The sequence below is a fragment of the Armatimonadota bacterium genome, assembly GCA_028871815.1.
In the GTDB taxonomy this organism is placed as follows: domain Bacteria; phylum Armatimonadota; class Chthonomonadetes; order Chthonomonadales; family Chthonomonadaceae; genus REEB205.
This window is the reverse complement of the sequence record JAGWMJ010000008.1, coordinates 1-11,484: the sequence shown is the minus strand read 5'-3', so window position 1 is coordinate 11,484 and position 11,484 is coordinate 1. Positions and strand designations below refer to the sequence as shown.

The window sequence follows — 11,484 nt, the reverse complement described above, 5'->3', positions numbered from 1 at the left end:
TTAACCTTTCCGGCCCACTGTGTCACAGGCGTTGGCCCGGGTCAACAGGTACCATGGAGGCGGGCGGCCGGACGCAGATCGGCACAAACCCGGCGCCCGCCATGAGACTCGGAGGAAGCTCTCGTCATGAAGCTTTTACAACCTGTGATGCCCGCATTGTGCGCGCTTGGCGTGCTCGTTCTGTCTGCGTCGGCCGATGCGCCGGTGCGCGTCAACTACCACGCGGCCCCACCCGATGCGGCCATCCGGCCGTTTGTTGTCGCCGCCGCGCGTGAACCGCACCTTTCAGCACAGCGCATCTGGCAATTGCTTCGACGCAGAGTCAAGTACGTCTTTGTTATCTATCAAGAGAATCGCTCCTTCGACTCCTACTTCGGTACGTTTCCCGGCGCCGATGGAATCTACTCGCGCCCATCGCAGGATACACCAGGCTTCCATCAACTGCTGATCAATACCGACGGCTCGGTCGGTACCATCCAGCCGTTTCGAATGGGCCCGGCGCAGTACGCCGCGGACCAGGACGACGTCACACACGCGCATACCGCCATTCTGGCCAAAATGGACGTAGTAGGCGGCAAGCCACGCATGGATCGGTATGCCGTCACCGAAGAGCGGCGCATCACGCACACCGGAAACCCATCGCTCAAGGCCCGGCAATATGGCGAATTGACGATGGCGCACGAGGATTGCTCAACGATTCCGCTGCTGTGGCGCTACGCGAACCGTTTCGTTCTGTTCGATCACATATTCCAGCTGATAGCCGGCCCATCCACGCCGGGCAACCTGGCGATTATTGGGGCCCAATCGGGCGAAACCCAGTGGGTGCTGCATCCGGACGAGGCGTTCAACGCCCCCGGCTCAAACGGCAGCGGCGTACCCGTACTGGGAGATGCCGATCCTTTCTGGGGATCCAAAAAGGATACGAGCCCCAACAAGATGCCGGCGGAAGGCGGCCGCGGTTCCGCGCATCCGCAGATCAACCTCACATACGCCACCATCCCGTTGACGCTGCGCGGCCGGAGCCTGAAGCGGACGGCCGCCGCCGATACCAACGCCGCTCAAGACCTTGCCGACGTGCACCACGATATTCGGGCGGTTACGGCTGCAAACCGGCGGCCGGTCGGCTTCGGATGGTATCAGGAGGGGTATGACAAGCGCCCGGCAGATAACGGCCGGGTCGATGCCGAAGGTCAGCACTTTTCCTTCGTGACGCACCACGACGGTCCGCAGTATTTCGGCTATATCGCCAACAACCCGCGGATGCGCTCCGAAATGCACGGCATGCACGATTTCGCCGCGGACGTGGCTCACCACGCCCTGCCGGCCGCGGGCGGGGTCTTCTTCATCAAGGGTGGAAGCCAGAATGAGCTTGGCCTGAAACCGGTTCAGCCCAGGGCGCGCCGGTCAGGTGACTTTGAAGGTGACGACGACCACCCCGGCGACTCCGACTCGCAGATCAGTGAAGCGATGGCGGCAGACACCATCAATCGTATAGCAAAAAGCCCATACTGGAAGCAGTGCGCCATCATTATCACGTGGGATGACTCCGAGGGTGATTACGACCACATCCCGCCGCCGGCCCGCACGTTTGGGCCGGACGGATCCCGCATGACCGATGGTCCGCGGATTCCATTGCTGCTTATATCGCCGTGGGCTCGCGTCCACTATGTGGCGCACGCTGAGGGCGACCAGGCTTCGGTGGTGAAGTTTGTAGATAACGTTTTCCAACTCATCCCGCTGGCGAAACTGCCGGACGAACTACACGCCCGTCATCTGGGCAAAACCCGGTACGGGCTGGCCAATCTGGGTCCGGCCGACGCCTTGACGCCAGGCGTTACCGATCTTGCGTCGGCGTTCGATCCGGCGCGCCTGGAAGGCATCGCCGCCCCGCTTCCTGCCTCGTACGTGGAGATACCGGAGTCGGTGGTGCTCGGTCTGCCTCCCGGTGGGTCACAGCCATGCCGGCTTGCCGGCGTGACGCCCGTGGATATCCGGCTGGGAATTCCGAACAATATCCCGCCCGATTTCAATCCGAGGCCATCCACCGACCCAACTCCCGCGCCGAATTAGCGTGCGACGCGCATCATCAGTCCGTTGATAGTTTTAAGGTCGGCGCTGCTCTTCCTTGGCGCCGGCCTTTTTGAGATTGGCGGCGGCTGGCTGATGTGGCAGTGGCTCCGGAAGGGTCAACCTCCGGTGCTCGGTCTCCTCGGCGCCATCCTTCTCGCGCTGTATGGCGTACTGCCCGTTCTGCAGCCGGAGGGCAGTTTCGGCCGGATCTACGCGGCGTACGGCGGCGTCTTCATCATCATGTCGCTGCTGTGGGGCTGGCGGCTCGACGGCCGAGTGCCCGACCCTGCCGAATGCTGGGGCGCCTGCATCTGCCTGGTCGGGGTGGCCGTCATCATGTACTGGCCCCGCCGGTAAGCCTGTCTTTTGGCCATATCGCGTCGCGGGCCGGCCGCGGCAAGCAGCCGGCCGCGATTCCGGAATCGGTTGTTTCGTGGTTCTATCATCATCTCAACGTGATATATGCCTTGACACGTATATGTCTAAATGGGTATATTATTGGCATGGAATCTGTGTTCGACGTGATTGCGGAACCAAACCGCCGGGCAATACTGAGCCTGCTTGCCTCGTCGCAGCATTCGGTCGGGACGATCGAGCGTCGTCTGCGCATGTCTCAACCCACTGTGTCCAAGCACCTGCGCGTTCTACGGGAGGCCGGCGTGGTGGAGTGCACGGTGGATGCACAGCGCCGCCTCTACCGCCTGAAACCGGAGGCGCTGCAGGAAGTTGATGCGTGGCTCACTCCGTTTCGCAGGCTCTTGTCCGCGCACGTGGACGCGCTCGAGCGCCATCTGGACCGCGTCGAATAGCCTGTACCACCAACATGGAACTCAAGGAGCAGAAGATGACCGATCGCGATCCATATATGCCGGCCCCTGCATTCGGGGCGGAAGTACAGAAGGACGGAGAGAACTGGCTGCTCGTTCTCGTGAGAGAACTGCACCACTCGCCGGAAAAAGTCTGGAAGGCGATAACCGACCCGGCTCAGCTGCGCGAGTGGGCGCCGTTTGATGCCGACGTGAGTTTGGACCGGGTAGGAGCTGTGGTGAAGTTGACCACGGTTGGAGCGCCGTCGCCGCACGTCACCGAGACCACCGTGACCCACGCCGAGGCGCCGACTCTGCTGGAGTTCGCGTGGAACGGTCTCGATACCCGTTGGGAGCTGGAAGCGCTGCCGGATGGCACACGGCTGACGCTGCGTGCAAGGATCGGTCGCCGGTATATCTCCATGGGCGCCGCGGGCTGGCACATCTGCCTCGACGTTCTCGATCGCATGCTCAGCGGGGCGCCGATCGGCCGCATGGTTGCCGGCGATGCAATGAAGTTCGGCGGCTGGCAGCGCCTGAACAAGGAGTATGCGGCCCAGTTCGGTGTCGAGCCGCCGGCCTGGTAACCGCGCTGCGCATACAACCTACGCGCCCCCACGCATCGTGGAAGAACCTCAGTGGGATGATGCCGTTTGTCGTCCAGCCTGGAACGCAACCGCACCGCCGCCGCTGCGCCTACGGAATCGGCGTGCGTTTCTGGCTGCGCCACACGGTGATCTGCGCAGGGTGCAGCTGCCTGCGCGCCGCCTGAACCAACGATCCAACGTCCGGCGTCGGAGTCTCGTCCCAGGCGAGCACCACGTCTCGCGCGGTGATTCCCAACTCGCGCAGCTCCGAACCATCGGGCGCCTCCAGCACCAGCACACCGGTCTCGGCATACATACCCGTGGCCGAAACGTCACCCATGCCGGTCAGGTTCTCCACGCGCCCGCCCAGAAAGGCCTGCTCTGCTCGCCGCCTGGCGCCATCCACCGGCGGCGTGGCGCCGCCCTGCACCATGCCGGAAGCAAGCCGCTGCAGCGCCGGATCGGTTACGCCGAATCCGGAAAGCCGAAACGGCACAAAGCCGGTCGCCAGCGCGGGAGCATTCCGAATGAGCCGATAGTCACCGGCGGCCGCGTTGACAAAGCCGGGATCGCCCTCCAGGGAGTCGGCGTCGGCGTGACTGACGCGCTGCAGTTCGCCGGCGGTTCGCACGGGCTGACCAGGCAGGCACAGGAAGTTGCGATTTACGGCCGTGCCCCACACCGCCGGCATCTCAATCGGCGCGTAGGGCGAGGAGACCAGGTTACGTTCGATGATATCGTGGCTGGCGGTGAACCATACGTGCAGGTGCAATCCATTGAACAGGATCAGGTTGTTGCGCACGGTTCGGTCGTAGCCTTCGCGGAGCTTGAGGCCGCCCTGCATACAGAGGTTATCCTCAATAACGTAGTTGCTGCTGCCATCGTCCAGATCGATATCCCACCCGTGTGCGCACTGAAAACGGTTATGCCTCAGTACGTTCGGCTCAATCGTGTCCCACTCGGGCATGCCGGGCGGCATCGGTTTGCCGGCGAAATCGACGCCCCAATAGCGATCGCGGCCCCATGAGTTGAACGCACCATGGTCGCTGCTCTCCAGCACCGTGTCACTCACATCGCAGTTCTCGATCAGGTCTCCGCCCCAGCAGCCGTCGCCGATATTGATGCCGGCGCGGGGCACGTCGCGAATCGTACAGTGGTCCACCGTGATCCGCCGCGCCATCGAGATTTCCACACCCGCAGATTGAAGCTCGACGCGGCCCGTGCGGAGCATCAGGCAGTCCTGAGCCATGCACTCCATCGGGTAGGCATCGCCACGCGGACCCGGCGTGGGGTCGACCTGGTCAAGCGCCAGGCGCTCCGAGTAGTGGAAGAGCGGGCTGCGCACGGCCGTGGGCCGACCCACAAAGCAGATGCCGCTGGCGCCTACATCCTGGAACAGGCAGCCGCTCACAACTGCGCGGTGGTTTCTGCCCGATACAAACACGCCGTTGCTGCCCACGTCCACAAACCGGCACCGGTCGATTCGGCAGCCATCGGTGTTCTCCAGAACCACCACGCCTCGGCGGGCGATCTCCCAGTCACTACGCAGCAGTGGCTCGCGCGTATCGCGAAACGAGCGCGCGGTGCGCTCAAAGCTGAGCCCACTCAGCGTCACACCGCGAACCGTACCGCCGGCGCCGCCGTCGATGTGGAACAGCTCCGCGCTCTCGGAAGCCTCCACATCCGCCGTGGCGAGATCCATTCCGATATGCGGGTAGTAGTACAGAAAGTGGCGAGCGGCATCAAAATACCACTCGCCCGGAGCGTCCAGCTCCTCCAGCAGCCCTTCCACGTAACGATAGTTCGGATGCGGCGGCGATGGACGGTTGTTGCCCCACGGGGGGCTCAGCAGCGGCTCGCCATCCGGCGACTTCCCCGTTATCTCAAACCACTCATCACCCCACAAACCCTGCTGCATGGCGTGAACAATAGCCCCGCGCGGATCCGACCAGCGCGCGGCACGGTCGGCCGAGAGGGCGCTGGAGGAGGCGCCGTTGAGATAGGGCGCGTCGGCGTCGAAGTTCGGGTATCGCGCCAGCACCTCATGGCGGCCGGCCACCCAGAGGCTGTCGATCGCGCGCACGTGCGTGGGCACGGAAGCCCGGTACACGCCTCCCTGCCACCGCCGCCACACCAGCCGCAGTCGCTCCGCCGACGTGACCACCGGATGAGCGCCGGCGTCGGCCTCAATGGTAAGGCCGCTGCTCTCCGGACCGATCGTGATCGGCGCCTCGATGCGGTATAGGCCAGCCTCCAGTACGATGCGGTTCGCCCGGCGGCTGAGCGCCTGCGAGATCGTGCGCACCGGGGCGCCGCGGGTACCGGCGGCGCCGTCACTGCCCGAGGGCGAGACGTAAACCGTGTCGGCAAGCGAAGACTGCATGCTAATCAGCAGGCTGATGGACGCTGCTGCGCGCAGCAAGTGGGGCATGGGTGAACGAGGGGGCGGCAGGTGACGGTTTTGTGATTCACGGTCACTTCCGCGTGAGGCGCCGCGTTTCCTGCGCCGCAGCGGGCGGCACGCCGTGGGTATGCTATTCAGCCATGACCAAGCGAATTCGATCCACCACCATTGTTGGCGTGAAGGCGGGCGGCCGCGTGGCCCTGGCCGGCGACGGGCAGGTAACGCTTCAGAATGCGGTGATGAAGCACACCGCCCGGAAAGTGCGCCGTTTGTACCAGGGCAGAGTCCTGGCCGGTTTTGCCGGGTCGGTTGCCGACGCTCAGGCACTGGCCGACCACTTTGAACGCAAGCTGGAAACGGTGAGCGGCAACCTGACGCGCGCCGCCATCGAGTTTGCCAAGGACTGGCGGACCGACCGGATGATGCGCCGTCTGGAGGCGATGATGATTGTTTCCGATGGCGAGACGATCTACGTGCTCTCCGGCGACGGCAATGTAATCGAACCGGATGACGGTATCGCCGCCATCGGATCGGGCGGGCCGTATGCGGCCGCGGCGGCCAAGGCGCTGGTGCGGAGTACCAAGTTGACCGCGCGCGAGATCGCCGTCCGGGCTATGGCGATTGCCGCGGAAATCTGCATCTATACCAACGACCAGGTAGTGGTGGAGGAGCTCGAGTAGGTCCGCATCACGTGGCGGCGGTTTCGGGCCGCATCATCGGCCGCCAGTCGAGCAGCTGTTCGGCTTTACGCAGGCTCATGTGCTTCCCGGTGTAGTCGCCGCTGATCATAAAGGCTTCGAATCCTTCGCCATCGCGCAGAAGCGCCGCCTCGATGGCGCGCGCCGTGTCGGAGGCCTCCGTCATAATCGTCGGTTCGCCGCCCGGGTTCTTCTCCATCCACTCTGCCGCGCTCACCGGCAGACATAGGCGAAGCGTGACCACGTGCATACCCCACTGCGAGGCAGCCGCTTGGCACGCCTCCTCACCAAGCCGCTTCGTGAGCCCGTATACGCCCATGGCGTCAGCCGGCTCATCCTCGCTGTCAATCCGCGTTTTGCAAAGGCCCTCGTAGACCGACATACTACTCGTGACCACCGCCCGGCGGATCCCGGCATCCTGGGCAACCCGCAGCGCCAGGTAGAGCCCGGTAACATTCACATCGAACGCGCTCAGGGCGCCCTCCGGAGATCGGAACTCCTTGCAGCCCATCGCCATGTAAAGCAGCGCGTCGCATCCCGTCATGGCGCGCTCAAGCGCGGCCGGATCCCGGACATCGCCGGCGAGGTAGTCACATGGCAGGTCGGGCGGAGGCGGCTGCCGGTCAAAAACGCGAAACTGGAACCGAGGGGCCAGCAGCGGGAGCGTGAGCCCGGCGACATAGCCCGATCCACCTACCGCAAGCACGCGCATTCCACCCTCCATCGGCCTGCGGCGAGGCAGGTCCGCTATATCTCGAAATCCAGCGCCAAAACCTCGGACCGCGCCGGATTAATGAACTGCTCCACAACCTTCTCATGAACCGGATCCCTTGCGTAAGCTTCCAGCGCTTCACGGGTCTCAAACCGCACCGCCAGGCCAAACTGCCAGCCCTGTGCCCGCTCCGAAAAGTTCTCACCGCACACCAGGTCCTGCAGACCGTCTATGCGTCCCCGCATGCCGAGCAGCGCCTCGCGGATTTCCGCAACGTCCCGTGGCGTAACGGTGTCGCGCCACTTGAATAGAACCAGATGCTCGATCACGCTGCTTCTCCCTCTCCAGATGGCTGCCGGGTTGTAAAGCCCGATGCCGATGTGGCCCTCAAATCCGCGCCGGCTCGTCCGTCTCCGCTTCCTGCCCGCCGCCGCCACGCGCCGGATCGATCGGAAACAGCGGCAGCGCGGTCTTGATGTGGTCGCGCGAGGAGATTCGGGCTGCCTCTACGATCTCCTGGGCAGCGACGGCATCGCGGCACGTGACCTCTGCGGTTTCGGCGCCGGACACGGCCGCCGCAAAGTGAGTCAGCATGCGAGTATGGCGCTCAAGCGCCTCACCCTCCGCATCGCCGGTATCGCGCCAGGGGCTGATATCGATCTGCAGCCGTGAGCCCTGGCAAACCAGTGTATAGCGCTCCAGTGTATGCACCCCGGGTGTAGTTCCGATATGCTGAACACCGGTGCCGTGCCGGTGCCGCACGATGAGATGGGCCTGCATCGATCGCCCCTTCCCGGGCCCCGAATCCTTCGGTTCATCCAGATCCGCGCTCACGCTCTCGGCGTCTCCCAGCAGCATACGGCCAACGTCGGCGGCCTGAAGCGCGGCCGAGCGCCATACGTCGCGCCAATCGGGCCACTCCGGCTGCAGGTCTCCGGTGGTGTCGCGATCACGGTCGGTGGGGAGCCACCATTCGCAGCGCGCCTGCTGCTCGCGGGCACGATCTTCGCGGGCCATTGCGGCCAGCTCGTTGATATCGGGTTCAAACCGGCGCGTGAATGCAGGCATCAGCAGTACGCCTTGCGCTTCCGCGTCACGGCACAGTGCCTCTGCCTCACCCAACGTGGCGGCAATCGGCGCTTCCGCCAGTACGTGCATGCCCCGTTCGATGAGCCGTGCTATAGCCACACCGCGCTCCGCCGGCGGCAGAGCTACCAGGGCGGCCGATACCGGCTTGTCGCCGGCGAGCAGATCCGTGACGGTGTGGTGAATGGCGGGCTTGCGCAGCCCGCGCGCGGCGGTGCGAGCGGCAAAGTCATCGCCATCCATAACCGCTGTAACGTTCAGTGCGCGATTGACGCGCAGCGCCGCGCCCCACAGTGGCCAGCCGGTGGCGCAGCCGACCAGCGCGACACTGACCGGCGCGGCTGCTTCAGCAGCCATTACGGCGCCTGAGCAGGTTCATTACCACAAATCTCGGCAGCAGAGCCGCTTTGTGGGCTTTTTTCGGATTGGCCAGCGTGCGCCAGAGCCACTCCAGGCGAGCGGACTGGATCCAGCGAGGCGCCCGCCGCACCGATCCCGAGAGCACGTCGAAGGTGCCGCCGACACCAATCGCCACGGGCACGCCGATCTCGTTTTGATGCTGGTTGATCCACTTCTCCTGCCTGGGAATGCCCATTGCCACGCACAAGACATCGGGCCTGGCCCTGCGAACCTCGTCGCAAACCAACTGCTCCTCTTCGGCGGGATAGTAACCATGGTACGCACCCACCATGACCGCGCCGGGATACCGCCGCTCCATCTCCGCGGCCGCGCCCTGCGCGATTCCCGGCGCGGATCCCAGAAAGTAGAGGCGGATACCACGCTGCTGTGAGTGCTTGCAGAGCTGCTCAACCAGTTCCACGCCGGAGACGCGCGTCCGGAGCGAGGCGCCATTGCGACGCGCCGCCCACAGAACGCCGGCGCTGTCTACGGTAACCAGGGCGGCCTTGCGCAGAATGGCCGCAAGCTCCTCATCGTGCTGCGCCATAACCAGCATCGAGGAGTCGGCGGTAACAACAATGTGAGGCGAACCCTCCGCGATGAAGGTGTCGATAGCGTCGAGCGCACCATCCATGCCAAGATCGTGCACGGCGAAACCCAGTACCTGGATATGCGGTAACGCGGGACGCTCCACCACTGTGGTCATAACGGTGGCAGTATACCCATTGCGGATTCTGCCTTTCAGGCTGGCCGGCTCCGCGGAATCCGGATGATGCGCGATGGCTGTAGTGTGTGCTATACTGGTTGGACTTTCTCGCAGGATTGAGACGCAAGGATGAAGCGAACCTACCAGCCGCATAACCGCCGTCACGCAAGAGTGCATGGCTTTCGCCGCAAGATGCGGACGCATGATGGGCGGAATACGCTGCGCAGGCGGCGCCAGCGCGGTCGGCACGAGCTGATCAAATAGACGGCCTCCTTTGCACGGCTCCCTGATTGCCGGGAAACCGGGCGCGGGCCGATTTCGTCAGTGTTTTGCGTGCTGATGCGCAACCGCTGGTTGTCGGCGCCGGATAGCCGGCGACATGCTGCGGGTTTGCGCCGCGCCCTTATCGCGATGTGCAACCTCAAGCCGCATGGAAAACCGCCACCCTCCATGGCCGCCGGCCGCGACGTGCGAAAGGCGGTCGCAAGCGGCCGCAGGATAGCGGGCAGTTTCTGCGTTCTGCGCGTACTTCGTCGCCGATCCGGCGGAGGCTCGGCAAGCCGGTTTGCCTATATCGCCAGCAAACGGCAGGGCGGTTCCGTGGAGCGCAACCGCATGAAGCGGCGGCTTCGCGAAGCGGTGCGCGCCTTTGCGCCGGCGCCGGGATCCGCTGCCGGTGATGTTGCCGTAATCTGTCGGAAGGAAGCGCTCCGCGCGCCGTGGAGCGCATTGTGTGCCGAAGTTGCGCAGTCATTGTGCGCCGCCGGCGTGGCGGGAGGACCGGTAACGTGCGATTAGGCCAGGGTGTGATCGGAGGCTCAGGGTCCGCGCAGCCGCCGCCGGCGGCGCGCCGCATCGCCACCGGGTTGATCCGCATCTATCAATCCGGCAGCCGGTTCCGTCCGGCATCCTGCCGATTCTCTCCCACGTGTTCGGAGTATGCCGCACAGGCAATTATCCGATACGGTGTGTGGCACGGAGTGGCGCTCGGCTTCCGTCGGATTCTGCGCTGCAATCCCTTCTCTTCCGGCGGTTTCGATCCCGTTCCGTGAACGCCTGCGATATCACCATTTATGCTTCGCTCTAAACCAACCCTCACCTTCACAACAGCTCTTCGCTTCTTTCCACTTTTTGTGGTTTTGATGGCCGTTGGCATGCCCGCCAGCGCGCAGAATCCGCAGTTCGACAGCCGGTTTGCCAAGGCTCAGCGGGATGCGGCCTCCAACGAACTGGACCGGGCTTTTGATGCCTATATCAGCGTCAAGAATCACTCCGGCACGAACGGGCCCGTGCAGGCCGATGCGCTGCTGCGCGCGGCTTTGATGGCATGGAACGCGCTGCATGCCGATAACTACCAGGTAACGCTGCGGCAGATTGGCGGCACCGAGAAGGAAGACGAACTGACCGGCCTCGGCTACAAGGCCGATGGCGTTTTGAATCAGCTTCTCAGCACCTACAGCGATTCGCCGGAGGCGGATCAGGCGCGCCAGCACATCTACGGCGCCGCCGGAAACGTGGACCTGCGCCGCGCCATAGAGAACGAGATCGACCTGCGCAACTCGCGGTACATCAGCTACAAGCTGCTCAATTCCGTCGTCAGCCTTACCGGCAGCCTGCCGGGCTTCAGCTACTGGTTTGCCCTGGTACTCATCGCACTTGCCGTAAAGGCAATCACATTTCCCTTCTACCTCAAGTCGTATGCCAGTCAGCGGGAGATGCGCCGGATCCAGCCGATCATCGCGGACCTGCAGAAGCGAATGAAGGGCAGCAAAGACCTGAATATGAAGATCATGGAGACGTACAAGGAGCATGGGGTGAACCCCATGGCCGGGTGCATCCCCATGTTGATCCCGCTTCCACTTACCTGGTGGGTCTATAGCGTGATCCGGCTCTATCAGTTCCACTTCGCCAACGGCACGTTTCTGTGGATTGGCAGCGCGCTTTCGCATCACATGCCAAACGTGCTGGCCACCAACCTGGCCACATTCGACTACCCGATTCTTATTCTGTACGCCG

General features: G+C 63.9%; 14 protein-coding genes. 9 read left to right on the top strand and 5 right to left on the bottom strand.

Annotation, left to right across the window (positions count from 1 at the left end; translation table 11 throughout):
- Nucleotides 1-126 precede the first annotated feature (126 nt).
- The 4 genes from KGJ62_10360 (at nucleotide 127) to KGJ62_10345 (ending at nucleotide 3,463) form a co-directional block, all read left to right on the top strand.
- Nucleotides 127-2,070: a phosphoesterase gene (locus tag KGJ62_10360; GenBank protein MDE2126981.1), complete on the top strand. Its 1,944-nt coding sequence runs from the start codon at nucleotides 127-129 to the stop codon at nucleotides 2,068-2,070.
- Nucleotides 2,071-2,094: 24 nt separating this feature from the next.
- Entirely contained in the window at nucleotides 2,095-2,427 is a 333-nt protein-coding gene (locus KGJ62_10355) for a YnfA family protein (protein MDE2126980.1), read from the top strand.
- Nucleotides 2,428-2,573: 146 nt separating this feature from the next.
- Nucleotides 2,574-2,879 carry a winged helix-turn-helix transcriptional regulator gene (locus KGJ62_10350; GenBank protein MDE2126979.1) on the top strand — a complete coding sequence of 102 codons (306 nt, stop codon included), beginning with the start codon at nucleotides 2,574-2,576 and terminating at the stop codon, nucleotides 2,877-2,879.
- Between the two features lie 35 nt (nucleotides 2,880-2,914).
- Nucleotides 2,915-3,463: an SRPBCC domain-containing protein gene (locus KGJ62_10345; protein ID MDE2126978.1), complete on the top strand. Its 549-nt coding sequence runs from the start codon at nucleotides 2,915-2,917 to the stop codon at nucleotides 3,461-3,463.
- Between the two features lie 109 nt (nucleotides 3,464-3,572).
- Here KGJ62_10345 and KGJ62_10340 read toward each other — a convergent pair whose 3' ends face one another.
- Complete coding sequence (locus KGJ62_10340) at nucleotides 3,573-5,846, bottom strand: right-handed parallel beta-helix repeat-containing protein (protein MDE2126977.1); 2,274 nt, start codon at nucleotides 5,844-5,846, stop codon at nucleotides 3,573-3,575.
- 161 nt (nucleotides 5,847-6,007) lie between these two features.
- On the opposite strand from KGJ62_10340, the gene hslV reads away from it, so the two are divergent.
- Nucleotides 6,008-6,547: an ATP-dependent protease subunit HslV gene (hslV, locus tag KGJ62_10335; protein ID MDE2126976.1), complete on the top strand. Its 540-nt coding sequence runs from the start codon at nucleotides 6,008-6,010 to the stop codon at nucleotides 6,545-6,547.
- 7 nt (nucleotides 6,548-6,554) lie between these two features.
- Here the strand turns inward: hslV and KGJ62_10330 are convergent, their stop codons facing one another.
- From KGJ62_10330 to KGJ62_10315, 4 genes are read right to left on the bottom strand one after another with little or no spacing between them, the layout of a single operon-like run.
- Complete coding sequence (locus KGJ62_10330) at nucleotides 6,555-7,277, bottom strand: NAD(P)-dependent oxidoreductase (protein ID MDE2126975.1); 723 nt, start codon at nucleotides 7,275-7,277, stop codon at nucleotides 6,555-6,557.
- 35 nt (nucleotides 7,278-7,312) lie between these two features.
- Nucleotides 7,313-7,606: a Dabb family protein gene (locus tag KGJ62_10325; protein ID MDE2126974.1), complete on the bottom strand. Its 294-nt coding sequence runs from the start codon at nucleotides 7,604-7,606 to the stop codon at nucleotides 7,313-7,315.
- 58 nt (nucleotides 7,607-7,664) lie between these two features.
- A complete protein-coding gene (locus KGJ62_10320; GenBank protein ID MDE2126973.1) occupies nucleotides 7,665-8,720 on the bottom strand; it encodes a Gfo/Idh/MocA family oxidoreductase in 1,056 nt (351 codons plus the stop codon).
- Complete coding sequence (locus KGJ62_10315) at nucleotides 8,710-9,468, bottom strand: WecB/TagA/CpsF family glycosyltransferase (protein ID MDE2126972.1); 759 nt, start codon at nucleotides 9,466-9,468, stop codon at nucleotides 8,710-8,712. Before KGJ62_10315 ends, KGJ62_10320 begins: the two co-directional genes overlap by 11 nt.
- A gap of 129 nt (nucleotides 9,469-9,597) precedes the next feature.
- On the opposite strand from KGJ62_10315, the gene rpmH reads away from it, so the two are divergent.
- The 4 genes from rpmH to KGJ62_10295 form a co-directional block, all read left to right on the top strand.
- On the top strand, nucleotides 9,598-9,732 hold the full coding sequence (gene rpmH / locus KGJ62_10310; GenBank protein MDE2126971.1) for a 50S ribosomal protein L34: 135 nt from the start codon (nucleotides 9,598-9,600) through the stop codon (nucleotides 9,730-9,732).
- 186 nt (nucleotides 9,733-9,918) lie between these two features.
- Nucleotides 9,919-10,266, top strand: a complete 348-nt coding sequence (rnpA, locus tag KGJ62_10305) for a ribonuclease P protein component (GenBank protein ID MDE2126970.1) — start codon at nucleotides 9,919-9,921, stop codon at nucleotides 10,264-10,266.
- Nucleotides 10,267-10,322: 56 nt separating this feature from the next.
- Nucleotides 10,323-10,520, top strand: a complete 198-nt coding sequence (gene yidD / locus KGJ62_10300) for a membrane protein insertion efficiency factor YidD (GenBank protein ID MDE2126969.1) — start codon at nucleotides 10,323-10,325, stop codon at nucleotides 10,518-10,520.
- 21 nt (nucleotides 10,521-10,541) lie between these two features.
- The coding region (locus KGJ62_10295) for a membrane protein insertase YidC (GenBank protein ID MDE2126968.1) at nucleotides 10,542-11,484 on the top strand (943 nt) is incomplete at its 3' end.

Bases quoted from the DNA above. Each gene is read 5' to 3' on its own strand.
- hslV (MDE2126976.1), top strand. From the start codon at position 6,008: ATGACCAAGCGAATTCGATCCACCACCATTGTTGGCGTGAAGGCGGGC.
- rpmH (MDE2126971.1), top strand. From the start codon at position 9,598: ATGAAGCGAACCTACCAGCCGCATAACCGCCGTCACGCAAGAGTGCAT.
- KGJ62_10320 (MDE2126973.1), bottom strand. From the start codon at position 8,720: ATGGCTGCTGAAGCAGCCGCGCCGGTCAGTGTCGCGCTGGTCGGCTGC.
- KGJ62_10315 (MDE2126972.1), bottom strand. From the start codon at position 9,468: ATGACCACAGTGGTGGAGCGTCCCGCGTTACCGCATATCCAGGTACTG.
- KGJ62_10350 (MDE2126979.1), top strand. From the start codon at position 2,574: ATGGAATCTGTGTTCGACGTGATTGCGGAACCAAACCGCCGGGCAATA.
- KGJ62_10340 (MDE2126977.1), bottom strand. From the start codon at position 5,846: ATGCAGTCTTCGCTTGCCGACACGGTTTACGTCTCGCCCTCGGGCAGT.
- KGJ62_10330 (MDE2126975.1), bottom strand. From the start codon at position 7,277: ATGCGCGTGCTTGCGGTAGGTGGATCGGGCTATGTCGCCGGGCTCACG.
- KGJ62_10360 (MDE2126981.1), top strand. From the start codon at position 127: ATGAAGCTTTTACAACCTGTGATGCCCGCATTGTGCGCGCTTGGCGTG.
- KGJ62_10345 (MDE2126978.1), top strand. From the start codon at position 2,915: ATGACCGATCGCGATCCATATATGCCGGCCCCTGCATTCGGGGCGGAA.
- rnpA (MDE2126970.1), top strand. From the start codon at position 9,919: ATGGCCGCCGGCCGCGACGTGCGAAAGGCGGTCGCAAGCGGCCGCAGG.